The sequence below is a fragment of the Companilactobacillus suantsaicola genome (genome assembly GCF_004745525.1).
GTDB lineage: Bacteria > Bacillota > Bacilli > Lactobacillales > Lactobacillaceae > Companilactobacillus > Companilactobacillus suantsaicola.
This window is the reverse complement of the sequence record NZ_RKLY01000007.1, coordinates 25,846-50,067: the sequence shown is the minus strand read 5'-3', so window position 1 is coordinate 50,067 and position 24,222 is coordinate 25,846. Positions and strand designations below refer to the sequence as shown.

Genomic DNA, 24,222 nt, shown 5'->3' with positions numbered 1-24,222 from the left:
AGAATATGGTAAAACATCGAATTGGTCGAGTTGAACAAGAGATTCAAAAAGAAGTTAACGATATTCTTTTAAAGCGTGTGCGTGACCCACGTGTACAAGGCGTAACAGTCACAGGAGTCGAAATGACTGGAGACTTGCAACAAGCTACGATTTATTTCAGTATTCTTTCTGAAAAAGCTAGTGACGTTGAAAAGACTCAAGCTGGATTAGACAAAGCTAAAGGCTTAATTCGTCGTGAACTAGGTCAAAAGTTAACACTTTATAAAGTTCCTGAATTGGAATTTAAGCAAGATCAATCTGTTCGCTATGGTGAAAAGATTGATAAATTGATTGCTAAATTGCATCAGGACGAAGCAAATCGTTAAGCAAATAGGAAAATCCATTCGGATTTTCCTATTTTTTTTTGCTTTCTATTCGACAAAAAGACTAGTAGAATTATTCTTAATGATATTTTAGAGATGAGGATTATTATGGACGGAGTTATTCCATTAAATAAAGAAATTGGACAAACTAGTTCTGATTACGTTTATAAATTACGCAAAATTTTACATACGAGAAAGATTGGTCACACTGGAACTTTAGATCCATTAGTGAATGGTGTTTTACCAATTTGTGTTGGTCAAGCTACCAAGTTGGTTAATACTTTGACTGGCTCACCGAAGGAATATGAAGGCGAAATCACTTTAGGCAAGTCAACCACGACTGAAGACCGAGAAGGTGAAACGGTTGAAGAAAAGAAGTTGGAGAAAGCCTTTGAGGTTTCAGAACTAAATGAGATTTTCCAAAAAATGACTGGTGAACTGACTCAAATACCACCGATGTTTTCGGCAGTACGTGTGAATGGCAAAAAGTTGTACGAGTATGCTCGAGCTGGGATTGAAGTTGAAAGACCACAAAGACAGATTCACATTTACGATTTTCATATTATGGATGAACCAACTTTCGCTAATGGCTATCAAAAAATCAAATTTCACGTTAAATGTTCAAAAGGAACCTACGTTAGAACGTTAGCGGTCGAATTTGGAAGAATGTTAGGACTGCCGGCCTTTATGTCGCAATTAACTCGGGTTAAGAGTGCAGGATTCAGAATTGAAGAAACTTTTACCATTGGTGAAATCGAACAAATGTTGGATCAAAATGATCATAGTTTTCTAAAGTCGATCGACGAGGTACTACAGGATGTTCCGAGTCACGAGTTAACTGATGAGGAATGGGAAGTCAGAGTCCTTCATGGAGGCTTCTTAGAGCTTAAAGGACTAGATGAATCTAAACAGTTGCGGGTACTTCGTGACGGCGTTACCAAAGCAATTTATAAGTATGATAAAATACGGGGTATGTGGATTCCTAATTTAATGTTATTAAATAATAAATAAAAGAGATTTAAAAATGCAGATTATTAATGTCAAACATCCGTTAAGTGTTAAGGACAGACCTAAAGAAAAAATCGTATTAATTATGGGCTTTTTTGATGGTGTCCATTTAGGTCATCAAAAAGTGATTAAAACCGGGGTAGAGTTAGCCAAAGAACAAGGTTTGAAATCAGTTTTGCTAACCTTTGATCGTTCACCACGGACGGTTTATCAACATGAAAAAAATTATAAATACTTATCGACAACCCAACGTAAAGCTGAACTAGTTCAAAATTTAGGAGTCGATGCTTTGTACTTTGTCGAGTTTAGTCAAGATTTTGCCCAATTGAAGCCACAAGAGTTCGTTGATCAATACATGATTGATTTACAGGCAAAGTTTGTCGTGGCCGGATTTGACTATACCTACGGAAAAAAAGATGTCGCAAATATGCAAAACTTGCCTAAATACAGTCGTCAAAAGTTTGAAACAATCACAGTACCAGAACAGTTGATCGATGATCGAAAAATTGGTTCGAGTGCAATCAAGGACTTTATTCAAAAAGGACAAATTGAAGCAGCTAATCGTTTCTTGGGATATCGTTATCAAAATCAAGGTACAGTAATTCACGGATTGCAAAGAGGTCGAACCCTTGGTTTTCCGACGGCCAATTTATCGGTTTCAAACGATCAATTACTCCCTGGGATTGGTGTTTATACAACTAGAGTTGAAGTTGACGGTAAATGGTACGGAGCTATGACCTCAGTTGGTTACAACGTTACTTTTAAAGAAAATACTGGCATTACGGTTGAAACCAATATTTTTGACTTTAATCAAGATATTTATGGTCAAGAGATTCGTTTAGAGTGGGTCAAAAGATTACGTGGTGAAGTAAAATTTGCTGGAGTAGAAGGTCTGATTGCCCAATTGAAGCAGGATAAAAATGATTCTTTGAATAACTTAAAATAAAAAATTCATCTCATTAGCAGATGAATTTTTTAAGTTAGTAAAAAATTTTCATTAAAATACTAAAAATAAGCTTGCAGACTTGACACCATAAGGATAGATTGTTATATTTTACATTGTTAGCACTCAGGTATGAATAGTGCTAAAAAGGAGGACGGTATAATGCTATCACAACGTCAAGATGCAATCTTGAGAGAAGTCGTGCGCATTTTTACAGATACCGGCCAGCCGGTTGGTTCAAAAACATTGATGAATCAATTACCTTTCCATGTCAGTTCGGCAACGATCAGAAATGAAATGGCTGTTCTTGAAGAAGTGGGTTACCTCGAGAAAACTCACTTGTCATCAGGAAGAATTCCTTCAGCAATGGGATACCGCTATTATCTTGATCACTTGGTACAGCCAACTAGCGTACCGCAAGATATTGCACAAAGAATTGACGAAGATTTTGGTAAAACATATCATCAGATTGGTGATATCATTGAACAATCTGCCAAAATTTTATCTCATCTAACTAGTTACACAGCAATCACGCTGGGTCCAGAGAGTAGCACGATTCGATTAACTGGATTTCGGATCGTCCCTTTGAACTCGCATCAACTTATGGCAATCATTGTCACAAGTGATAATAATGTTGAAAATAATATTTATACAATTGATGATGACTTTGATAGTTCTTTGATTGAAAAAATCGTTAATATTGTTAATGATAAATTGGTTGGACAACCTTTACCAAAAGTTATCAAGATGTTGCATACAGATGTTCCAGCAATTCTTTCGGATTACATGTATTCAACTGATGGTCTCTTGGACATGATGGATACATTATTCAAAAAGGCTGGTTCGGAAAAATATTATGTTGATGGTCAATTGAATCTTTTAAATTATGCTAATAATGATGATTTATCACAAGTCCAATCACTATTCTCATTAATGAATCAAAGTACCGATTTAAGAAAGTTATTGGATCCAAGCATTTCTGACGATGCTATTAAAGTTCGTTTGGGAAGTGAACTTGGGAGTGATGCATTAAAGAATTACAGTATTATTACCGCTAGTTATGATGTTGGACATCATGGTAAAGGAGTAATTGCTTTACTTGGTCCGACTACCATGCATTATTCACAATTGATTGGTTTACTTGGAGAATTCAGAGTTGAATTAGCGAAGAGATTGATTGATTATTATTCAAGGTATGATGATTCTTGAAATTTAGGAGGAAGTAATGGCAGATAAGAACAAAGATCAAGATTTGAAGCAAAAGCCAACTAAAGACGAAGCTTCAAAGACTGATAAGAAAGCTGAAAAATCAGCTAAGGAAGAAAAAGCAAAGGTTGATCCTCGCGATAAAGAGATCAAAGACCTTCAAGCTAAGAATGCGGATTTGGAAGATAAATTCTTGAGAAGCCAAGCTGAAATTCAGAATATGAATAATCGTCATAAGAAGGAAGTTTCCGGAATTCTCAAGTATGATGGTCAAAAGCTAGCAACTGAGATCCTTCCAGTCTTGGATAATCTTGAACGAGCTCTTGATGTTAAAGCTGACGATGAAGCCAGCAAGCAACTCAAGAAGGGAATTGAAATGGTTCAACAGCACATGGTTAAAGCCTTAGATGATAATCATGTTACTGTAATTGACAATGTTGGTGAAGCTTTTGATCCAGCAGACAGTCAGGCCGTTCAAACTGTTCCTGCAGATAAAGATCATAAGAAGGATACAGTCGTTCAAGTCTTACAAAAAGGTTATAAATTAGAAGATCGTGTTTTACGTCCAGCAATGGTTGTCGTTGCTCAATAATTTAAATAAAAGAAATTAAAAAAAGAGGTTTTATTATGTCTAAAGTTATTGGTATTGATTTAGGTACTACAAACTCAGCTGTAGCCGTCTTGGAAGGTGGATCTCCAAAGATCATCACTAACCCAGAAGGTGCTAGAACTACTCCATCAGTTGTTGCTTTTAAAGATGGTGAAATTCAAGTTGGTGAAGTTGCCAAGAGACAAGCAATCACAAATCCTGACACAGTTTCATCAATCAAGCGTCATATGGGTGAAGCAGGATACAAAGTTTCAGCTGGTGGTAAGGATTATACACCACAAGAAATTTCTGCTTTCATTCTTCAGCACATCAAGAAGTTCTCAGAAGACTACTTAGGTGAAAAGGTTACAGATGCTGTTATCACAGTTCCTGCATACTTCAATGATTCACAAAGACAAGCAACAAAAGATGCTGGTAAGATTGCTGGTTTAAACGTTCAACGTATTGTTAACGAACCAACAGCTTCAGCACTTGCTTATGGTCTAGACAATGACAAGGGTGACGAAAAGATCCTTGTTTATGACCTTGGTGGTGGTACATTTGATGTTTCTATCCTTCAATTAGGTGACGGAGTCTTCGAAGTACTTTCAACAAATGGTGATACACGTCTAGGTGGAGATGACTTTGACCAAAAGATCATCGACTGGCTAGTTGCTCAATTTAAGGAAAAGAACGGCGTTGACTTATCACAAGATAAGATGGCTCTACAAAGATTAAAGGACGCTGCTGAAAAAGCTAAGAAGGACTTGTCGGGTGTTGCTCAAACATCAATCAGTCTTCCATTTATTTCATCAGGTGCTAATGGCCCACTTCACTTGGAAGAAACTTTGACACGTGCTAAGTTTGATGAATTAACAGCTGATTTAGTTGAAAGAACAAAGATTCCAGTTGACAATGCTTTGAAGGATGCAAATCTAACAAATGCTGATATCGACAAGGTTATCCTAAATGGTGGTTCAACACGTATCCCTGCTGTTCAAGATGCTGTTGCAAAATGGACTGGTAAAGCCCCAGATCACTCAATCAACCCTGATGAAGCCGTTGCTCTTGGTGCTGCTATTCAAGGTGGTGTTATCTCTGGTGATGTTAAGGATGTTGTTTTGCTTGATGTTACACCTCTATCACTTGGTATCGAAACAATGGGTGGTGTCTTCACTAAGTTGATCGATAGAAATACAACTATCCCAACAAGCAAGTCACAAGTCTTCTCAACTGCTGCTGATAACCAAAGCGCTGTTGATATCCATGTTCTACAAGGTGAACGTCCAATGGCTGCTGACAATAAGACCTTAGGTCGTTTCCAATTGACAGATATTCCTGCTGCACCTCGTGGCGTACCTCAAATTCAAGTTACATTCGATATTGATAAGAACGGTATCGTTAATGTATCTGCCAAAGATTTGGGCACAAACAAGGAACAAAAGATTACTATCAAGAGTTCATCAGGTTTGAGCGATGAAGAAATCGACAAGATGATGAAGGAAGCTAAGGAACACGAAGAAGAAGATAACAAGCGTAAGGAAGAAGTCGACGTTAAGAATGACGTTGAACAAACATTGTTCGCAACTGACAAGACTCTAAAAGACGTGAAAGGTAAGGTTTCTGATGATGAAATCAAGAAAGCCCAAGATGCTCGTGATGCTTTGAAGAAAGCTCAAGACTCAGGTGATCTTGAAGACATGAAGAAGAAACGTGACGATTTGAATAAAATCGTTCAAGATTTGTCTGTAAAACTTTATCAACAAGCTCAACAAGCACAACAACAAGCTGGCGGCGACGCTAAAGATTCAACTGATGGTAAGAAGTCAGACGACAACACTGTCGATGGTGACTTTTCAGAAGTAGATCCTGATAAAGATAAGGATAATAAATAATAATTGTGATAAAGAGCAGTCATTTAATTACTAAAACCAGTTATGGTATAGTAAGAACATAACTGCTCTTTTGAGCGTTAAAAAGGAATAGGACAAAATTGTCCTGTCATACAAAGGTGATTTAATGGCAGATAGAAATCCATATGACGTACTAGGCGTTGATAAAAATGCTTCTGATGATGATATCAGAAAGGCGTTTCGTAAACTTTCAAAAAAATATCATCCTGATTTGAACAAAGCTCCCGATGCGGAGGCTAAGTTTAAGGAAGTTAATGCAGCCTATGAAATCTTAAAAGACCCACAAAAGCGTGCTCAATATGATCAATATGGTTCTGCCGGTATGAATGGTGGCCAAGGTGGATTTGGTGGCTTCGGAGGAGCTGGTGGAGATCAGTTCGGCGGCTTTGAAGATATCTTTAGCCAATTCTTTGGCGGTGGCGGTGCTGCTCGTCAAAATCCTAATGCCCCAAGACAAGGTTCCGACCTTCAATACCGCATGGATTTGACTTTTGAAGAAGGAGTTTTCGGTAAGAAGACTAACATTTCTTATAATCGTGAAGAGGAATGTTCTACTTGTGGTGGTTCTGGTGCCAAGCCGGGAACACATCCAGAAACTTGTTCAAAATGTCATGGTTCAGGTTATGTTGAAGTTGATCGTCAAACTCCACTTGGCCGTATGCGTACAAGAGTTGTCTGTGATGTCTGCAATGGTACTGGTAAAGAAATTAAAGAAAAGTGCAACATTTGCCACGGTTCAGGTAAGGTAAATGAAAAGCATGAATTGAAGGTTACTGTACCAGCTGGTGTTGAAGATGGACAACAAATGCGCCTTGATGGTCAAGGTGAAGCCGGAACTAACGGTGGACCTTATGGTGATCTTTATATCGTCTTCCACGTTGCTGCAAGTAAGGAATTTAGACGTGATGGCTCAACAATTTACGCCTCAGTAAATATCAGTTTCCCACAAGCTACTTTGGGTGATGAAATCAAGGTTAATACGGTTCATGGACCAGTTAAGTTGAATATCCCAAGTGGTACGCAAACTGGTACAACGTTTAGATTACGTGGCAAAGGTGCTCCAGTTCTTAATAGTAAGAGTATCGGGGACGAAAAGGTCACAGTTAATATTGTTACGCCAAGAAAGCTTTCCGCTGAACAACGCAGTGCTTTGAAGAAATTTGCTGAAGCCGGTGGCGACAAAGTTAAGGAAAAAGATAGTAACTTTTTCAATAAAGTAAGAGACGCCTTTAAAGGTGAATAACAAAGAGAGTGGAACAAGCCGGTTAGACTCAGACAGATAGCCTAATTTCACGAATTGCACGCCGATCTTGCGTGTGATTTGGGGAATGTAACTATATGGCTGAGTCTGGCTTGTGCAACTCATTTCAGATAGAGAGTGGAACAAGAGCGCTCAGCTCCCGGAGGATAGTGGAACTTCATAAATTGTTCGCGCACTTTGCGAGCGGTTTGAGAAGTTTTACTATCTCGTAGGGAGTTGCTCTTGTGTAACTCGTTTAAGTTAAAAAGAAGGGGTAAAAAACCTCTTCTTTTTTGTTGTCTAGAAGATAGTAGTAGAATAGTGTAAAATAGAAAGAATGATAAATTTCTGATAGAAAGGAAATAATTTATGGGTTTAGATCTCGATAAGTTAAAAGAAAGACAAAAAAGGATTCGTAATTTTTCTATCGTAGCGCATATCGATCATGGTAAATCAACGATTGCTGATCGAATTTTGGAAAGAACAAAAACTGTAGCCAAGCGTGATATGAAGGCACAAATCCTTGATGATATGGATTTGGAGCGTGAACGTGGAATTACGATCAAGTTGAATGCGGTTGAATTAGAGTACGAAGCCAAGGATGGAAAAACTTATATTTTCCATTTGATTGATACTCCAGGACACGTGGACTTTTCTTATGAAGTTTCACGGTCACTAGCTGCTTGTGAAGGGGCCTTGTTGGTAGTTGACGCCGCTCAAGGTGTTGAAGCACAAACTTTAGCCAATGCTTATTTGGCAATTGATAACGATTTGGAAATTGTTCCCGTAATTAATAAAATTGACTTGCCATCAGCTGAACCAGACAAAGTCAAAGAAGAAATTGAAGAGATGATCGGAATTGATGCTGAATCATCAATTTTGATGAGTGCTAAAACTGGTATTGGTGTCGATGAGTTACTCGAAAGAATCGTGTCTGATGTTCCAGCTCCGGAAGGGGATTTGGATAAACCTTTAAAGGCTTTGATCTTTGATTCAGTTTACGATAGTTACCGTGGAGTTGTTTTGGATGTTCGTGTTCGTGAAGGCGTTGTAAAGGTCGGAGACACGATTGAATTGATGAGTAATAAGAAGACCTTTGAAGTTACAGAAGTCGGTGTGATGTCTCCTAAGGCCGTTAAACGTGATTATTTGATGGCTGGGGATGTTGGTTATATCACTGCTAGCATTAAAACTGTTAAAGATACACAAGTTGGTGATACGGTTACTTTAGCTGATAATCCAACTGATGCACCTTTGACAGGTTATCGTAAGAGTACACCGATGGTTTATGCCGGTCTTTATCCAGTTGATAACGCTAAGTATGAAGATTTGCATGAAGCACTCGACAAGTTGCAACTAAATGATGCCGCTTTGGAATACGAGCCAGAAACTTCCCAAGCTTTAGGCTTTGGATTCCGGGTTGGTTTCTTAGGATTATTGCATATGGATGTGGTCCAAGAACGTTTGGAGCGTGACTTTGATCTTGATTTGATTACAACTTCACCATCAGTTGATTATCACGTTACAACAACTGACGGTCGAGAAATTATCGTTGATAATCCGGCTGAGTTACCAGATGCTTCAGAAATTAAAGAAGTGCGTGAACCGTTTGTGCGCGCAGAAATTATGGTTCCAGAAGACTTCGTTGGTCCAGTAATGGAATTGTGCCAAAGAAAACGTGGTGAGTTCGTAACCATGGATTACTTGGATAAATATCGCGTGAACGTTATTTACAAGTTGCCACTACTCGAAATTATCTTCGATTTCTTTGATGATTTGAAGTCAAATACTAAGGGATATGCATCTTTGGATTATGATGTTGATGATTATGAGCCAAGTGAATTGGTCAAGATGGATATTCTCTTGAATGGTGAACCGGTTGATGCTTTGAGTTTCATCGTTCACAAGGACTTTGCTCAAAAACGTGGTCGTGATATCGTGGCTCGTTTGAAGGAAGTTATTCCAAGACAAATGTTTGAAATTCCAATTCAAGCTGCAATTGGTAATAAAATCGTGGCTCGTGCCAATGTTAAGGCTTATCGAAAGGATGTTACGGCTAAGCTTTATGGTGGTGATCGAACTCGTCGTGATAAGTTGTTGAACAAGCAAAAAGCTGGTAAGAAGCGAATGAAGGAAGTCGGTAAGGTTTCGATTCCTCAAGAAGCGTTCATGTCAGTCTTGAATCTTAACCGAGGCAAAGAAGACACTAATAATTAAGGAATTGCTTATAATGAGTTTATATACTCGTTATAAGCTTTTTTATTTGGAGGTCTTGTTATGGAAAAATTTGATACGATTATCATTGGTGCTGGCCCAGGTGGATTGGCGGCTGGGTCGAAGTTAGCTGCGGCCGGTCAAAATGTTACTATTATTGAAAATAATCTCTGGGGCGGAACTTGTCCTAATCGTGGCTGTGATCCAAAGAAGGTTTTCATAGCTGCCGTTGAAGCTCGAGACAAAGTGGCTCAATTAAAAGGCAAAGGTTTTAGTGATGTACCATTTGTTAATTGGTCCGAAATTGAAAAATTTAAGGAGACCTTTACTGATCCAGTATCTAAAGGTAGCAAAGACGGAGCTATCAATGCTGGTATCACAACGATCGATGGTGAACCTAAGTTTATTTCGGAAAATGAATTAGTCGTCAACGAAGCAACATATTCTGCTGATCATTTCATCATCGCTACTGGTCAACGTCCTAGTTATTTGGATATCAAAGGAAAAGAAAATTTGCTTTCGAGTACTGATTTCTTATCGTTGAAGCAAATGCCTAAAACGGTTGCTATTATTGGTGCTGGTTATATTGCCTTTGAAATGGCAACGATTGCTAATGCAACTGGAGCAAAGGTCCATGTGATCCATCATAACGGCCATCCATTGAAGGCCTTTGATCAAGATTACGTTAATGAATTAGTTAAACAGCTTGAACAAAAAGGAGTGGAATTCCATTTCAACGTTGATACCAAAGAGATTGTTAAGGATAACGATCAATTCACGATCAAAGCCGACAATTTGAATTTGCCAACTGATTTGGTGATTGGCGCAACCGGAAGAATTCCTAATACTGATTTCTTAGATTTAACCAAAGCTAATGTGAAAACTGACAAACACGGGGTAGTTGTGAATTCTAAATTGCAATCCAGCAATGATAAGATTTTTGCTATTGGGGATGTTGTTTCAACTAAAGCTCCTAAGTTGACTCCGGTAGCAGGCTTTGAAGCTAACTACGTCAGTGAAGTTATTTTGCAAGAGACTACTGAAGATCTTCAGTTGCCACTTATTCCAACTGTTGTTTACGGCAGTCCTAAACTTGCCAAAGTTGGTGCACAAACTGGCAGTAAGGTGGTTGACCAGGACGTTACCGGTTGGTTCTCATATCGTCACAGCAATGAACCTGTCGCTAAAGTGAAAATCTTTTTAAATGAACAAGAACAAATTATTGGGGCAACTGTTTTGAGTCAAGAAGCTGATAGTTTTATCAATCTATTAACTAAAGCGATTGAACAAAAGATGACGCATCAGGATGTTCAAAAAGAAATTTTAGCTTACCCAACTGCAGCTAGTGATTTAGAATATTTATTTTAAAAAATATTACTATATTTTGATTGTCAAATAAAATGTACTGGTAATAAATCTATTTATTTAAAAATATTTTGTTAAATTTGACTTTTGTACATATTTTTGGATGATATAATCCTTATAGAATGAAAGAAAGGGTATTCATAAATATGCGCAAATCAACTAATTTTAAAAAATTCCTTATTTGCATAATTATGTTTTCTTTTTTTGCAGGACGCTTAGTACTCAAGAAAAATAAAGAAATTGAAGCCGCTGAAATTGCTACCGAAGTAATTGATAACCGTGACGAAGTTAATATCGTTCCCAAACACGAACCAACTGGCGATGTTAAAAAGTTTTTAGGGATGTGGATGACTTCTGGTTACAGCCTTCAACCGGAAGAACATGTCTATACGATTGAAGGAAACCCAGTGACGCTATATACCGATGCTGGTCGTGCGCTAGTAACAAAGATTTTAACGTTTACTTCTTGGCAGCATTATCAATGGTATGAAAGTTCCGACGGAAGAACTTGGAGCAAGGTCAGTGATAAAAATGGCGGAAGTAATCGCAATTTAACTGTCACGCCTAAGCAGGTTGGAGTGAAGTATTATCAGTTGAGAACGGCCTGGTATATGTTACTTGGACCTTCTTTTTTAGATCCACAGGTTTGGACTAAAGTTGCTACTGTCCACGCTTTAGATAGCGATGTTGATATACAAGATTTAAGTGTAACGACTGATGATGACTACATTTATAATTTAGAGAATGAAATCACTACGACTTCAACTTATGCTAGAGCAAAAATTTCTCCAGCGGATTTCACTGGTACTGTAAAGTGGAGTATTGATAAACCTGAAATTGCTACCATTGATGAAGATACCGGTTTAATAACCGCCAATAATCGAGCTATTACTGGTGAAGTTAAGGTTACTGCCACTGCTATCAATAGTTCTGATGGCAGTACTAAGGAAGCAAGTACCACGGTAATGGTTGGTGGCGGTCTTGATGACCAAACAGTTTATGCCGGAGAGAGTGCTACTTTCAAGTTGCTAGGAAATATTGGTGAATTTGAAGAACAAGAAGATTTAGTTTATTCGATTCGTTGGTTCAAAGAAGATCCAATTAATCATGAACAATCTGAAATTGAAATTGGTAATAATTCAGTTTCTCACACCACGCCAGTGACAACTCTAGATGACGATGGAACTGAAATTTTCGCTCATATTGAAGTTAAAAGTGGTGGTAAAAAGTATGAATATGACACTAACAAAGCTAAATTGACCGTTTTATCAAAAGATGGACCAGAGATTGATATTGAAGATACTTTAACTAATCAAACTGTGAGTGATCGCAATGATTCGCCAACTATGTTGTTCGACGTAATTGGGGATGACAATGTAGTTTATAACACAGAAATTGCTAACAAGAGTACTGGCAGCCGGTTAAAGAATGCGACTTATTATTTGCCAATTCGTAAGGGTAGCAAGGTTAACGAAGTTTTAGTTGATGGAACTGCAGTAGATTTTAAAATCAATACTGATAGTAAATCTGAAGATGTGGTGGAAATTTCTGATTTGAATTTTGGCATCAATCAGAGTCACGCTATCGAAGTAAGTACCACGATTAGTGACGTCAATAAGCGTGAAACTTATCGTTCAACCGGATACGTGCATGGTGTCGATGACAATGGGTCTGCATATCAAAAATTTGGTGACACGAGAACAATTAATTTAATTACGAATAAATTGGAATATTCAGTCAACGATATTGATTACGGTAATATCAAACCGATTGCCAATGAAAAATTGATTTATCGGCAAGCAGAAACCAATTGGCCAAACAATATTTTAGAAATCGACGATATGAGACGCAATAAAACCGCACTGAAGCTCTTTTTGTCACAAGAAGCTCCACTAAAGGATGACCAAGAAAATGAGCTCCAAGGGCATCTAAAATACATTAACGACGATTCTGAACTAGACCTGTTGGGAAATACAGCCTTAGTTTCCGAAACAGCTGGTGGTCAGATGATGAATTCACTTTCCTGGCGGACTGATAAAGGCGTTTTGTTAGAAATGAATAATAAGTTAAATAAATCAGGTACCTATCACGCAAAGTTAGATTGGACTTTCGTTGACAGTGTAGAATAATAAAAAAAGCTTACCGGAATTTTCCGATAAGCTTTTTGTGTCCTGTTCTAATTGAAACGAGTAGGCTATCTGTCTGAGTCTAACCAGGCTTGTTCCACTCTCTATCTGAAACGAGTTGCACAAGAGCAACTCCCTCCGAGATAACAAAATTTCATGAATCACTCGCAAAGTTCGACGAGCAATTCCTGAAATTACGTTATCCTCCGGGAGCTGACCGCTCTTGTTCCACTCTCTTAGTCTTCATAGCCATTTAAGTGTTTTGATTTAAAGTTCCAAGCGTCAGTGATAACTTTTTCAACGTCATCATACTTAGGTTGCCATTTCAAAATAGTTCTAGCTTTTGTAGAATCAGCAATCAAAGTACTTGGATCTCCAGCACGTCTTGGACCAATCTTGGCAGGAATTTCTTTACCAGTAGCTTTGCGAGCTGCTTCGAGGATTTCCTTGTTAGAAAAGCCTGTTGAAGAACCGAGGTTAAAGACATCACTGTCATTACCAGCACGCAAGTACTCCATAGCTAAGCGATGTGCTTCGGCTAAGTCTTCAACGTGGACGTAATCACGAACGTTAGTACCATCTTTTGTATCGTAATCATCACCGAAAATTGTCAATTCATCACGTTGTCCAGCAGCAACTTGAAGTACAACCGGAATCAAGTGAGTTTCGGGATTGTGATCTTCACCAATAGTACCATCTGGTTTGGCACCACCAACGTTGAAGTATCTCAAAGCAACAAATTTGATGCCATAAGCAACGTCACACCAGTGCATGATTTTTTCCATGGCGAGTTTACTTTCACCATAAGGGTTAGTAGGTACGGTTGGATCAGTTTCCTTAATTGGAATTTGTTTAGGTTCGCCGTATGTTGCGGCTGTTGATGAGAAGACGATGTGTTCTACACCAAAATTGTGCATTACTTGGAGTAAAGAAATCATCCCACTAGTATTGTTGTCAAAGTACTTGAGTGGGTCTTTCATTGATTCTGGAACAACTGAGAAAGCCGCAAAGTGAATTACATCAGTAATATCTTCGTTTTGGAAAAGTTTGATCAAAAATTCCTTATCACGGACATCGCCTTGATAAAACTTAGCTTTTGAATTAACAGCTTGTTTATGTCCTGTTGATAGGTTATCTGCTACAATGACGTCGTAACCTAGTTCACACAAGTGATCAACTGTATGTGAACCGATGTAACCGGCACCACCTAAAACAAGAATGCTCATAAAATTACCTCCAGATTTGTTTATAATTATATTATAACTTATTTATTAAATTTGACATTGCTTTCTAAAGAACTCGCAAAAAATTAAAAATCTTAACTTTATTACTTCAATGCATTAGTATATTAACTATATTGCATAATTTAATGTGAAACGGAATGGAAAAAATGAAGAAATTTTTCTCGATTTTTGGAACGATCCTCTTACTATTGGTTGCGTTAGTTTTGATATTTAATCAACCAATTAAGGAATACGCAGTTAAACAGATTGCACACAAAAATTATACTTCACTGACAGTCGAAAAAGTGAAAGCTAATCAGAAAAAGAAGGGTGAATTCAACTTTAAAAAAGTTAAACCAATCTCAGCTGGACAAGTAGCAAAAGCTGCCGTTAATAACGATGCTGCCGTAATTGGAAAAATGGCAGTCCCTTCAGTTAATTTGAAATTACCAATCGTCGTAGGTCTGAGTGATAATGCTCTTTCAACCGGTGGTGGCACGATGAAGGAAGACGAAAAAATGGGTAAACAAAATTATGCGCTAGCTGGTCACTATATGACTAACAAGGGCGCCTTGTTCTCACCATTAGAAAATGCCAAAATTGGTGATTTAGCCTACATCACTGACATGAAACGAGTTTATACGTATAAAATTTTCTACAAGAAAATTGTTCCACCAACAGCAGTTTATTTGTTAGACGATGTTGAAGGTCAAAGTTTGTTAACATTAATTACTTGTGCAGACGGAGGTACCAATCGCTGGGCCTTGCAAGGTTCACTAGTCAGCAATAAGCCAGCGAATGAGCAAACATTAGCAGTCTTTTCTTAATTAAGGCTTATAAGATTTGATAGCTAAATCTGTAGTTTGGATGGTGGTTAGCTGCCGTCTTCCGTAACAGCTCTGGGAAACGCCGGAACGCTGTGGGCGGACTTGGAGCCAATTCCAAAATCGGGAATTGTCTTCAAGCTCCACCTTTGACTAGGCGCTAAAGCGCCAAGACAAATTTCGCAGCTGAATTTCCCAGATCTGTTACTCCAGACTAGAGGTCAAATCTATGCAATGTTTTGGTGAACTTTGAATGGAATGCTTTTCTATTCAGGATAAGTATAAAATTACTTTATGGCCTGGATACATCATGATTATTTGATTTTTAGTTAGTAAAACTTTATAAAAAAAACAATAGAAGACATTACTAGAAATGCAGGATATTGCAGTAAATTAGTAGTGTCTTCTTTTTTGTACTGTTTATATTTCTATTCTGAATGGGAAAGTAATTCAACTATAAAAATACCAAGCACCGCATATGAATAGAATTAGTATCCTTAAATGAATGGAAAGTAAATAAAATATAGATCCGTTATTCAGTCCGGAATAGCAAAGCCGATTTGGCTCAGATGTGAAATTATTCTTAGCGCTTTAGCGCTTAGAATAAGGCCAAGCTTTGAGATTTTGCGCACTTTGCAAAAGCTCAAAGTTGTGCCCACATCGTTCCAGCCAAAATCGGCTTTGCTATGGAGGACGGCATACTACAAAAACAACAAAAACAAACATAATCCTGTCAAGACTTTTTTTTTACACTCGATAATTGATATAATTAGTTGTTAGTAGGTGATGGATTGACATTAATTAATTGGGAGAAACGTAAGAATCCCACAAAACAAGAGATAGAAAAATTTGCTTCCGAAAAACACGTGAATGAGATAGTGGCACAACTATTGATTCAAAGAGGCATTACCGATAACTTAGAAATCGAATCTTTTCTACACAGTAATGTAGATGAATTACAAGATCCGTTCGGTTTGCATGACCTCGATAAAGCTTTGGAAATTATTGATGATGCCGTCAGCAATCAACAAAAAATTGCGATTTATGGCGATTACGATGCCGACGGTGTGACAAGTACTTCGATTATGAAGTTAACTTTGCAAAAATTAGGGGCTAAGCCGATCTTTTATGTTCCGGACCGTTTTAAAGATGGCTATGGTCCAAATCTTGACCGTTACAAGGAATTGGCTGACAAGGGAATTGACTTATTGATTACAGTTGATAACGGTGTTAGTGGTAAAGAGCAGATCAAGTATTTAAAAGATCGTGGCATCAAAGTTATCGTAACTGACCATCATGATTTGCCAAAAGAACTGCCAGAAGCCGATGCAATCGTTCATCCTAGTATTCCTGGTTCAGAGTATGTTTGTCCATACTTATCCGGCGCCGGAGTGGCTTTTAAGATTGCTGATGCGTTATTAGGCGATGAAGCTTTGGAATTGATTGACTTAGCCGCTATCGGAACGGTTGCCGACTCGGTGGCTTTAAAAGGTGAAAATCGTGTCATCGTCAATGTCGGTTTACAACAGATGCAAAAAAATCATCACGTTGGTTTAAGCGAATTGATCAAGAAATGCAAGATCAAGTTGAGTGATATCAATGAGGAGGACATTGGTTTCAAAATAGCGCCAAGAATTAATGCGTTAGGACGCTTGGACAATGCCTCTTCAGGAGTTGAATTGTTGACGACCGGTGACGCCAGCTTTGCTAAAGAAATCGTCAATGAAACTGAGGATATTAATGCCAAACGTCAAGATTTGGTCAATTCGGCTTTTGTCGACGCTCAGAGTCAAATTGCTGCTCAAAAAGATCATGGTGTGATAGTTTTAAAAGGTAACGATTGGCATCAAGGTGTTTTAGGAATCGTTGCTAGCCGGGTGATGGATCAAGAGAATAAGCCAGTGCTGGCTACCCAATTTGATAAAAATAGTGGCGTGATGAAAGGGTCTGGTCGTAGTCCTGAAGGCTTCAATCTGTTTACTGCTTTGCAGCAATATCAGGACTTATTTACGGCCTTTGGTGGTCATGCCCAAGCTTGTGGTTTTTCAATTGAGGAAAGTCAATTGGATAAATTAACCGAATTGGTGCAAACAGAACCTCAAAAGCAAGGCTATGATTATCAAGCACCAGTCGTTAAAAATTATGATCTTGATTTGTCGATTGCGGATTTAAATTTTGACTTGATCAAAGATATTAATCAGTTGGCACCGTTTGGGATGGGTAATCCGAAGCCAGTCATTAAGTTGACTAATGTCGAGTTGGCACAAATGCGTTCGATTGGAAAAGACGGCAGTCACCTGAAGACCTTTGTTGAAGACAACAATCATCAAATCGATGCGATTGGCTTTGGCATGTTCGAGCAAGCTCAAGAAGTTAAAGACGCACCTTGCGATGTTTATGGCGAACTGAGTATCAATGAATGGGCCGGCCGAAAAAATTTGCAATTGATGTTAGATGATTTGCAAGTGTCACCCGAAGCTAAAAAGATTCAAGCTTTGAAAAAAGTTTACTTAGATTACCGTCATAAACGAATATCGGCTTCGATTATGGAACATTTCGACGCTTTGGTTTTCTTCAATGATGCTTATTATGAAGCTGCTAAACGTTCAAAGGTCAATGTCAAAATGGTCAAGTATGATGAAAAATTCGATGGTGAAAATATTTTAGTTTATGATCGACCACATAACTTACAATTGTTTGAAAACTTTTTAAAGACGAATCAAGCAACACATACGGCATTATTTTTCCATACTAATTTAACTAGTGGTTATTTAAAACCCGATATGACAAGAATGAAAACGCTCTTGAAATATTTGTATACCCATCAAAACATTCGTGAAGACAAAATGGATTTAGTAGCTAAATATTTAAATTTTGAAAAAAATGACGTAGATTTTTATTTAAAAGTGTTTTTTGAGTTAAATTTTGTTAAAATGGTAAATGGCTTTGTTGAAAAGGCTGATGCTCAACAACGCAAATTGATTGAATCTCCGACTTACATGAAGAGATTACAACGCAATGATGTTGAAAAAATATTAATTGAATCCAACTTTGACGATCTCTTATCTTGGATGAGTGATTTTGATTGCCACTGTTAGATTGAATGGGGAATTTAAAAAAATGGATATTGATTTTAAGAAATACGTTGCTAATGTTCAAGATTTTCCAGAACCTGGTGTACTATTTCGAGATATTTCACCATTAATGGCTGATGGCAAGGCATACGCTGCAGCAACCGATAAGATTGTTGACTATGCTAAAAGTCGTGGTGCAGAAATGATTGCAGGACCTGAAGCACGTGGATTTATTGTAGGCTGCCCAGTAGCATACAAAATGGGGATTGGCTTTGCGCCCGCACGTAAAAAGGGCAAGTTGCCTCGTGAAACGGTTTCGGTCACATATGACCTCGAATACGGGCAAAGTTCATTGTATATGCAAAAAGATGCCATCAAACCAGGTCAAAAAGTTTTAGTAGTTGACGATTTAATGGCAACAGGTGGCACATTAGCTGCTACAATCAAGTTAATTGAAAAATTAGGTGGGGTAGTTGTTGGAACGGCCTTTCTAATTGAGTTAACTGATTTGCACGGACGTGATAAAATAAAAGGGTATGATATGTATACCTTGATGCAATATTAATTATAAAGGGGTCTGAGAAGACCTTTCTTATGGAGAGTTGGCAGAGTGGTAATGCATCGGACTCGAAATCCGACGAACCTGTTTTATAGCAGGCGCGCAGGTTCAAATCCTGTACTCTCCTTTTTTAGAATAAAAGAGAATGAAAGTTCTCGAAATAATTAAGAGGAACACCGTTAAATCGGTGTTCCTCTTTTTTTGTTTTATATAAAATGCAAGAGAAGTTAAAAGTCCTTTGCGCAAAGTTTTGCGCAGGAATGATATTTTGATGATTTTTAGAGGTATACCAATTTCAATAAAAAAAGCCTGCGCAAAGAGAAATTGTCGAAAAATAGGTTTGCGCAAAAAATACTATTTGTCGTTGGTATCATTAGGTTAACGCTCTTTTGTTATGTTATCAAAGATATCCTTCAGCTCATTATTTTGCTCAAGAGCGGTCTTATTGAATAAATGGGTATAATACTTCAAAGTGGTTTTTAACTCCTTGTGGCCTGCATGTTGCGATACGAATTTCGGATTCATACCGCTGTCCATTAGATAAGATATGTGAGTATGTCTAATATCATGAAAACTAACCATCTTTTTAGCACCGATCAAAGTCAATAAATCTTTAAGGGAATCGTTAACGGTTTTAGATTGAACCAGGGTTCTATATTTTGTCCTAAATACAAAGTTGCCCTTATCAATGTAGCCAATTGATTTGAAATAAAGTTGCTGCTCAAGTTTGTAGTTTTTTAGTACATCTAAACATTCATCGGATATAGTGAGTGTTCTTACACTAGAAGGTGTCTTAGTCTTTTGAAGCTCTATTTCATCACGCCTGTAGGCTTTATCAACTCTAATAGTAGAATCATCGAAGTTAATCTTGTCCCATGTTAGGGCAGTTATTTCCTCATATCTCATACCAGTTTCGGTAGCAAGATAGATCATAGTTGCCGAAATGTTTGAATATCCAGATTTGGCTTTTGAGATCTTTATCAAATTGACATAATCATCAGGCTCAAGAAATTTATCAGATTCTTTTTTTGAATCACGTCCTGCAATTAATTCAACGCTCCTAGTAAAATCTTTGTGGATAATGCCTTCCTCGATTGCTTCAACAACCATTTGATGTATAAAGGATTGATACTTCTGCATAGTAACCAAAGTTCTTTTCTTTCCGAATTTATTCATGAATGTTTGGTATTCTTTTTTGGTTACATCAATAAGCCGCTCATCAGGAAAGTTCTCTTTAATTACTTTATGTGTGAAGTAATATCGATTAACGGTAGATTTAGATCGTCCTTCAATCTTGTATGTATCGACCCATTCTTTAAAGTAATCAGAGAAGAGGACTTCTTTTTTAGATAAGTTTACATTGTTTGATTTGTCCATTTCGATTATTCGGGCAGCTTCCTCACATTCTGTTTTCCTGACGAACCCACCCTTTGTTCTATTTCTATATTTGCCAGTAGTAGGATCTTTATAGGAAACACGATATTCCCACTTGCCATTACGTTTATGTATTGAGGCCATAAATTGACAGTTTCCTTTCATTGGTAAACTTTTAATTGAGCTTTACCTAGTATTATTGAGTATTTAATTATTAAATTGACAGATAATGAATATTCGTCAATATTCATGGGCACGTATGTTCTTTAAGAACTAAAAATAAAAAGCCAATTTAGGCTTTTACTAAATTATTTCAATCATTAGCATATTTTCTTCTTGGGTAGAATTGTATTTTTCTTAATGCTGTTTATTTTTTTATGTTATTTACTTTCTTCTTTTTACTCTTATTGCCTAGCAATGCATAATTGATAACAGGAATTAGATTCAAAATCCAGATAATTCCAATTGAAAGAACTGCCACAATGAAATAACGCATCAATGTAGCAATGACACCATGAATTGTAATAGTTTTCATAAGCAAGGGTTCAACGTTAATGATCACTAAATCATGAAACAAGTAAATGCCAAAGACTAATGGTGATAAAAATTCAAAAAATTTAATAACCGAGAGGTTTGTAATTTTATTGCCCAATTTCCTTAATAGAATAAATGCTGTTGTTGACATAATTGGAATCCAAATTGAAGTAACATAGTATCCGTTATTGGAGTCAAAGACATTTGGGATGACCTGTGAAACAAAACTACCAGTTAAACCAGTTATTAAAAATACAAACATCAAAATTAAATTATTTATTTTTTCAGGTTTTAATTTTGTTAGCAAATATCCTAAAACAAAATAACCCGTAAAACCCCCTACTAAAAGAAAGCTGGCTACTGGAGATAATGTTAGAATTTGCTGGTAGTTTTTTGGTAAAAGAACAGCAATTGACGGTAGAATTGAACAAGTGATTAACCAAATGAAAACTGTATAAATCAACATTTGCATGTTGGCACTCTTTATAAAGGTTTTAATAATTGGAGAAAGAATATAGACTCCAATCAAAGGATACATAAACCAAAGTATAGGAGAAGTGGGATGATTTAAGATGTTTCGAATAGTTATGAAGATATCATTAAGAGAAAATGAATTGGTAGATATACTGGCAGCAAAAGGATAGATGATTGACCATATAAGGAAAGGAATCATTATCCGTGGAATACGATGTGACCATGTATAGCTTAGTGAACTTGTCTTCCTACTAGTTAAAAGTAATGCACCAGAAATCATAAAGAAAAGCGGGACACTGATATGGGCAAAGTAATTTAAAATTTTGATTATTTGCCATTGACCAGTTCCGATATTAAGTGTGGTATCTATTGCAGATACGTGGATAAACATAACTAAAAAAATTGAAATAACGCGTATAAAATCCAAATAAAAAATTCGATAGTTTTTATTCATAAAACCTCCTAAAGCTTAATTATCATCAATATTTGGGTATTGGGTAACTATAAATTCAGAATCTAATTTTTCCTGTACTTGCAAAATAACTCCCTATTTAGAGTATTGAAAAATGATATATGTATACAATATATTAATTATACGTTGAAATCGCTTTCGGAACGAGACAATAGACTTTTTGTTTCCTTTATTACAATGTCTTCAAGATGATAAGGGATATTAAAATAGCTCATGAAATTATGAATGTTCACGCTCATAGTATCCTTGTCAGCTAAATATAGTGGAAGAAGCAGTTTAATTGCATATTCGTTGGCTTCTAACTCCATGCCATACTTATATGGAGTAAAATAGAGGATTTTAGTTGATTGTTGACCGGATAAAATATGTCCCAATTCATGAGCCAGTTGAAATGGGATTTCCGATTTGTTATGCCATCTTGAGTTCATAGCAATTCTTCTTGTCTCCACATCCGAGCCTGGTGGCGTATCGGGATCTAAATTATCAAAAAAGTTAATAACTATCTTATTATCAAAAGCAATATTCATTAAGTAAGTAATTACATCATTGTCCATTATTCTTTCCACCTCTTAGAAATCTACGCATAACTTCTAAATCCTCAGGGGGAATGGGTTTCCCTTCATATGACATAACAACGTCGTCATCAGCCAAGTCAACATGCTTATTTTCTTTGTTATTATTGTTCGATGTATCTAAGCCAGCAAGTTCCAGTATTTTTTCCTTTGGTTCACGCAGTCCATGAGCCATTTTCTCTAGCGTTATAGGTTTAGGAATATTTCTTTTACCATTTTCTACTAATGACCAAAAGGACGAGGATATCCCAGCTTGTTGAGAAACTTGTCTGACTGTAAAATGGTGTTTATTACGAAGCTCTTTTATCTTTAAGCCAAATTGAATTTGTTTTTCTGACATTGCTGCTTTCACGCCCTTTCTACAAGAAAAGTATAACAAAAGTTAAACATTAAATTAAAAAAAGTAAAATAAATCGGTAAAAAGTGTTTACAAAAGTAAAACAAAAGTGTACTATATTACTTGTAAACAAGGAGGTGATCAAAAAAATGCGAGTAAAAATGAAAGTAATTAGTTCAAAGAATTTAAGAGGATTAATTGCAAGTAAGGGATATTCTATTCGCGATTTTTCCAATCATATAAGTATTTCTGGCGCATATATGTCTGATATAGTAAATGAGAATAAACAACCTTCCGCAAGGATTGCATGGAAAATTGCCCAAGGATTGGATGTTAAAATTAGTGATATTTTTTTTACAGTTTATGATGACAAAAGTGAAACAAAAGAATTTAAAAGATCCTTGACAACACCTTAATTCTACAAAAAATGCAATTAACGCATCTATATCAAAATGATAACTGAAGTTAACGAATAGTTATCAAGAGTAAGGAGGTGATAACTGATGGGTGATATAAACATCGTTAAGGAAGTTTTAGATATGCAAGATCGTCAAAATTTCAATGATACTGATTTGGCAGCAATAGCAGGAACGTCAAAAACAACTGTTGGTAAATGGTTTAAAGGAACTCCGATCAAAGATGAATATTTAGTTAATCTTTCAAATGGAATTGATGATACTAGATTCTCATTAGCTGTTGATTGCTATTTATTTAATTTTCCAGCAATTCTGTTAAATATCGTAAATGAATATAACTCAGAAACATCATCATTGCTGATAGGTACGCAGATTGAAGATTTGAATAGTGATAGTGCAATCGAAAATGCACTTAAAGAAATTAGCAAGAGTAATCCTGATGAAAATATTATCAAATTTGGAATATTCAAAATGTTCAGAACGAGTTCAATTATGCGTGCCTGTGCAACAGCAATGTCACATAGGTACAACATATCACTTAAACAAGCTGCATTAGGTGAAAGAGGGTGAAATAAATGCAAGAACCAGCAATCGAACCTTTCAAAGGAATACCAGAACGTGATGGATATGTGCTTACTTGGATTCGTAAGGATAAGTTGAATGAGTTAACGAATACAACCATTGATGAAGGTCTGGAGTTACTTCCATGGGCATGCAAAATTGCCGGATGTTCAGCTCCTACATTGAAGAAAAAACTATTTAGGTATCGTGATGTATTGGACATGGATAAAGGCGGTTGTGTTAGATATTCTACTGGTTCTGGTAGCCCTTGGAAATTTCAAGCACCCGAATTTAAAGAATTTGTTTTAACGCACAAAAGAGAGTTTATGAAATCGGAGGAAATTTAAATGTTTGATCCAGAGGAATATAAGAGACAAAGAAAACTAGCAAAGAGCTCTTTCAAAATTGAGCAAGTACCAGAAAAGACACTATTGATGATTAAACAAGGCTTTAACAGTATGGAAGAAACTTTTGATAGTGAGATACCCGAAGAAATTATTTTTGAATGGTCCGAAGGAGATCTCAATGCAAAGCTAATTCATTGTGACCGTGACAAATATACATATCGATTCACATTTTAGGAGGTGATTTAAATGACAAGTATTGAACTAGCTGGAGCATATCTTTTATTTTTGGCCAGCGGGTACATCCTGGGATTTGTTTCCGGAAGAGCTGGAGGATTTCTAAACCTGTTTGATATTGATAACTCAACCATCAAGAAAGTGAGAAACCTTAACAGCAAGGCTGACGGCTTCCTATTTGGCAGCAAGACAAAAAAAGACTCACTATCCGAAAAATAGTGAGTCATAGGATTAAAAAATAACTTATACATATAT

General features: G+C 36.8%; 23 protein-coding genes and 1 tRNA gene. 19 read left to right on the top strand and 5 right to left on the bottom strand.

What is annotated here, in order from left to right; genetic code table 11:
- Positions 1-5: 5 nt before the first annotated feature.
- From rbfA to EGT49_RS03975, 10 genes are all read left to right on the top strand, one after another.
- Positions 6-365 (top strand): 30S ribosome-binding factor RbfA, encoded by a 360-nt coding sequence (rbfA, locus tag EGT49_RS04020; protein WP_135371750.1) that lies wholly within the window; start codon positions 6-8, stop codon positions 363-365.
- A 105-nt stretch (positions 366-470) separates the two neighbouring features.
- Positions 471-1,373: a tRNA pseudouridine(55) synthase TruB gene (truB, locus tag EGT49_RS04015; protein ID WP_135371748.1), complete on the top strand. Its 903-nt coding sequence runs from the start codon at positions 471-473 to the stop codon at positions 1,371-1,373.
- 13 nt (positions 1,374-1,386) lie between these two features.
- The gene (gene ribF, locus EGT49_RS04010) at positions 1,387-2,316 is read left to right on the top strand and encodes a riboflavin biosynthesis protein RibF (protein ID WP_135371746.1); all 930 of its coding nucleotides are present in this window, start codon (positions 1,387-1,389) and stop codon (positions 2,314-2,316) included.
- Positions 2,317-2,475: 159 nt separating this feature from the next.
- On the top strand, positions 2,476-3,522 hold the full coding sequence (gene hrcA / locus EGT49_RS04005) for a heat-inducible transcriptional repressor HrcA (RefSeq protein WP_135371744.1): 1,047 nt from the start codon (positions 2,476-2,478) through the stop codon (positions 3,520-3,522).
- 16 nt (positions 3,523-3,538) lie between these two features.
- Complete coding sequence (gene grpE, locus EGT49_RS04000) at positions 3,539-4,111, top strand: nucleotide exchange factor GrpE (protein ID WP_135371742.1); 573 nt, start codon at positions 3,539-3,541, stop codon at positions 4,109-4,111.
- A gap of 35 nt (positions 4,112-4,146) precedes the next feature.
- On the top strand, positions 4,147-6,003 hold the full coding sequence (gene dnaK, locus EGT49_RS03995; RefSeq protein WP_135371740.1) for a molecular chaperone DnaK: 1,857 nt from the start codon (positions 4,147-4,149) through the stop codon (positions 6,001-6,003).
- A gap of 124 nt (positions 6,004-6,127) precedes the next feature.
- A complete protein-coding gene (dnaJ, locus tag EGT49_RS03990; RefSeq protein ID WP_135371738.1) occupies positions 6,128-7,264 on the top strand; it encodes a molecular chaperone DnaJ in 1,137 nt (378 codons plus the stop codon).
- A gap of 366 nt (positions 7,265-7,630) precedes the next feature.
- Entirely contained in the window at positions 7,631-9,478 is a 1,848-nt protein-coding gene (lepA, locus tag EGT49_RS03985; RefSeq protein WP_135371736.1) for a translation elongation factor 4, read from the top strand.
- Positions 9,479-9,538: 60 nt separating this feature from the next.
- Positions 9,539-10,843 carry a dihydrolipoyl dehydrogenase family protein gene (locus EGT49_RS03980; RefSeq protein ID WP_135371734.1) on the top strand — a complete coding sequence of 435 codons (1,305 nt, stop codon included), beginning with the start codon at positions 9,539-9,541 and terminating at the stop codon, positions 10,841-10,843.
- Between the two features lie 188 nt (positions 10,844-11,031).
- Positions 11,032-12,969 (top strand): hypothetical protein, encoded by a 1,938-nt coding sequence (locus EGT49_RS03975; protein WP_135371732.1) that lies wholly within the window; start codon positions 11,032-11,034, stop codon positions 12,967-12,969.
- A 233-nt stretch (positions 12,970-13,202) separates the two neighbouring features.
- Here the strand turns inward: EGT49_RS03975 and galE are convergent, their stop codons facing one another.
- The gene (gene galE / locus EGT49_RS03970; RefSeq protein WP_135371730.1) at positions 13,203-14,192 is read right to left on the bottom strand and encodes a UDP-glucose 4-epimerase GalE; all 990 of its coding nucleotides are present in this window, start codon (positions 14,190-14,192) and stop codon (positions 13,203-13,205) included.
- Between the two features lie 164 nt (positions 14,193-14,356).
- On the opposite strand from galE, the gene EGT49_RS03965 reads away from it, so the two are divergent.
- From EGT49_RS03965 to EGT49_RS03950, 4 genes are all read left to right on the top strand, one after another.
- Complete coding sequence (locus EGT49_RS03965; protein WP_135371728.1) at positions 14,357-15,016, top strand: class A sortase; 660 nt, start codon at positions 14,357-14,359, stop codon at positions 15,014-15,016.
- 788 nt (positions 15,017-15,804) lie between these two features.
- A complete protein-coding gene (gene recJ / locus EGT49_RS03960) occupies positions 15,805-18,111 on the top strand; it encodes a single-stranded-DNA-specific exonuclease RecJ (protein WP_135371726.1) in 2,307 nt (768 codons plus the stop codon).
- Between the two features lie 22 nt (positions 18,112-18,133).
- A complete protein-coding gene (locus tag EGT49_RS03955; RefSeq protein ID WP_135371724.1) occupies positions 18,134-18,652 on the top strand; it encodes an adenine phosphoribosyltransferase in 519 nt (172 codons plus the stop codon).
- Between the two features lie 31 nt (positions 18,653-18,683).
- Positions 18,684-18,773 (top strand) — tRNA-Ser (locus EGT49_RS03950).
- Between the two features lie 251 nt (positions 18,774-19,024).
- Here the strand turns inward: EGT49_RS03950 and EGT49_RS03945 are convergent.
- The 4 genes from EGT49_RS03945 to EGT49_RS03930 form a co-directional block, all read right to left on the bottom strand.
- Entirely contained in the window at positions 19,025-20,164 is a 1,140-nt protein-coding gene (locus EGT49_RS03945) for a tyrosine-type recombinase/integrase (protein WP_167849749.1), read from the bottom strand.
- Positions 20,165-20,387: 223 nt separating this feature from the next.
- Positions 20,388-21,482, bottom strand: a complete 1,095-nt coding sequence (locus EGT49_RS03940) for an acyltransferase (RefSeq protein WP_135371720.1) — start codon at positions 21,480-21,482, stop codon at positions 20,388-20,390.
- 137 nt (positions 21,483-21,619) lie between these two features.
- Positions 21,620-22,054: an ImmA/IrrE family metallo-endopeptidase gene (locus EGT49_RS03935; RefSeq protein WP_135371718.1), complete on the bottom strand. Its 435-nt coding sequence runs from the start codon at positions 22,052-22,054 to the stop codon at positions 21,620-21,622.
- The gene (locus tag EGT49_RS03930; RefSeq protein WP_135371716.1) at positions 22,044-22,412 is read right to left on the bottom strand and encodes a helix-turn-helix domain-containing protein; all 369 of its coding nucleotides are present in this window, start codon (positions 22,410-22,412) and stop codon (positions 22,044-22,046) included. Before EGT49_RS03930 ends, EGT49_RS03935 begins: the two co-directional genes overlap by 11 nt.
- 146 nt (positions 22,413-22,558) lie before the next feature.
- On the opposite strand from EGT49_RS03930, the gene EGT49_RS03925 reads away from it, so the two are divergent.
- The 5 genes from EGT49_RS03925 to EGT49_RS03905 all read left to right on the top strand — a co-directional run bounded on the left by EGT49_RS03925 (position 22,559) and on the right by EGT49_RS03905 (position 24,186).
- Positions 22,559-22,825, top strand: a complete 267-nt coding sequence (locus EGT49_RS03925; protein WP_135371714.1) for a helix-turn-helix domain-containing protein — start codon at positions 22,559-22,561, stop codon at positions 22,823-22,825.
- Positions 22,826-22,912: 87 nt separating this feature from the next.
- Entirely contained in the window at positions 22,913-23,395 is a 483-nt protein-coding gene (locus EGT49_RS03920; RefSeq protein ID WP_135371712.1) for a hypothetical protein, read from the top strand.
- Between the two features lie 5 nt (positions 23,396-23,400).
- Positions 23,401-23,733: a DUF771 domain-containing protein gene (locus EGT49_RS03915; RefSeq protein ID WP_135371710.1), complete on the top strand. Its 333-nt coding sequence runs from the start codon at positions 23,401-23,403 to the stop codon at positions 23,731-23,733.
- Complete coding sequence (locus EGT49_RS03910; RefSeq protein ID WP_135371708.1) at positions 23,734-23,967, top strand: hypothetical protein; 234 nt, start codon at positions 23,734-23,736, stop codon at positions 23,965-23,967. It abuts the gene before it with no gap.
- Positions 23,968-23,979: 12 nt separating this feature from the next.
- Positions 23,980-24,186, top strand: a complete 207-nt coding sequence (locus tag EGT49_RS03905) for a hypothetical protein (protein WP_135371706.1) — start codon at positions 23,980-23,982, stop codon at positions 24,184-24,186.
- The last annotated feature ends 36 nt before the right edge of the window (positions 24,187-24,222 follow it).

What these genes read in the sequence shown, in the direction of transcription:
- rbfA (WP_135371750.1), top strand. Translation starts at nt 6, where the DNA reads ATGGTAAAACATCGAATTGGTCGAGTTGAACAAGAGATTCAAAAAGAA.
- truB (WP_135371748.1), top strand. Translation starts at nt 471, where the DNA reads ATGGACGGAGTTATTCCATTAAATAAAGAAATTGGACAAACTAGTTCT.
- ribF (WP_135371746.1), top strand. Translation starts at nt 1,387, where the DNA reads ATGCAGATTATTAATGTCAAACATCCGTTAAGTGTTAAGGACAGACCT.
- hrcA (WP_135371744.1), top strand. Translation starts at nt 2,476, where the DNA reads ATGCTATCACAACGTCAAGATGCAATCTTGAGAGAAGTCGTGCGCATT.
- grpE (WP_135371742.1), top strand. Translation starts at nt 3,539, where the DNA reads ATGGCAGATAAGAACAAAGATCAAGATTTGAAGCAAAAGCCAACTAAA.
- dnaK (WP_135371740.1), top strand. Translation starts at nt 4,147, where the DNA reads ATGTCTAAAGTTATTGGTATTGATTTAGGTACTACAAACTCAGCTGTA.
- dnaJ (WP_135371738.1), top strand. Translation starts at nt 6,128, where the DNA reads ATGGCAGATAGAAATCCATATGACGTACTAGGCGTTGATAAAAATGCT.
- lepA (WP_135371736.1), top strand. Translation starts at nt 7,631, where the DNA reads ATGGGTTTAGATCTCGATAAGTTAAAAGAAAGACAAAAAAGGATTCGT.
- EGT49_RS03980 (WP_135371734.1), top strand. Translation starts at nt 9,539, where the DNA reads ATGGAAAAATTTGATACGATTATCATTGGTGCTGGCCCAGGTGGATTG.
- EGT49_RS03975 (WP_135371732.1), top strand. Translation starts at nt 11,032, where the DNA reads ATGTTTTCTTTTTTTGCAGGACGCTTAGTACTCAAGAAAAATAAAGAA.
- galE (WP_135371730.1), bottom strand. Translation starts at nt 14,192, where the DNA reads ATGAGCATTCTTGTTTTAGGTGGTGCCGGTTACATCGGTTCACATACA.
- EGT49_RS03965 (WP_135371728.1), top strand. Translation starts at nt 14,357, where the DNA reads ATGAAGAAATTTTTCTCGATTTTTGGAACGATCCTCTTACTATTGGTT.
- EGT49_RS03955 (WP_135371724.1), top strand. Translation starts at nt 18,134, where the DNA reads ATGGATATTGATTTTAAGAAATACGTTGCTAATGTTCAAGATTTTCCA.
- EGT49_RS03945 (WP_167849749.1), bottom strand. Translation starts at nt 20,164, where the DNA reads ATGGCCTCAATACATAAACGTAATGGCAAGTGGGAATATCGTGTTTCC.
- EGT49_RS03940 (WP_135371720.1), bottom strand. Translation starts at nt 21,482, where the DNA reads ATGAATAAAAACTATCGAATTTTTTATTTGGATTTTATACGCGTTATT.
- EGT49_RS03935 (WP_135371718.1), bottom strand. Translation starts at nt 22,054, where the DNA reads ATGGACAATGATGTAATTACTTACTTAATGAATATTGCTTTTGATAAT.
- EGT49_RS03930 (WP_135371716.1), bottom strand. Translation starts at nt 22,412, where the DNA reads ATGTCAGAAAAACAAATTCAATTTGGCTTAAAGATAAAAGAGCTTCGT.
- EGT49_RS03925 (WP_135371714.1), top strand. Translation starts at nt 22,559, where the DNA reads ATGCGAGTAAAAATGAAAGTAATTAGTTCAAAGAATTTAAGAGGATTA.
- EGT49_RS03920 (WP_135371712.1), top strand. Translation starts at nt 22,913, where the DNA reads ATGGGTGATATAAACATCGTTAAGGAAGTTTTAGATATGCAAGATCGT.
- EGT49_RS03915 (WP_135371710.1), top strand. Translation starts at nt 23,401, where the DNA reads ATGCAAGAACCAGCAATCGAACCTTTCAAAGGAATACCAGAACGTGAT.
- EGT49_RS03910 (WP_135371708.1), top strand. Translation starts at nt 23,734, where the DNA reads ATGTTTGATCCAGAGGAATATAAGAGACAAAGAAAACTAGCAAAGAGC.
- EGT49_RS03905 (WP_135371706.1), top strand. Translation starts at nt 23,980, where the DNA reads ATGACAAGTATTGAACTAGCTGGAGCATATCTTTTATTTTTGGCCAGC.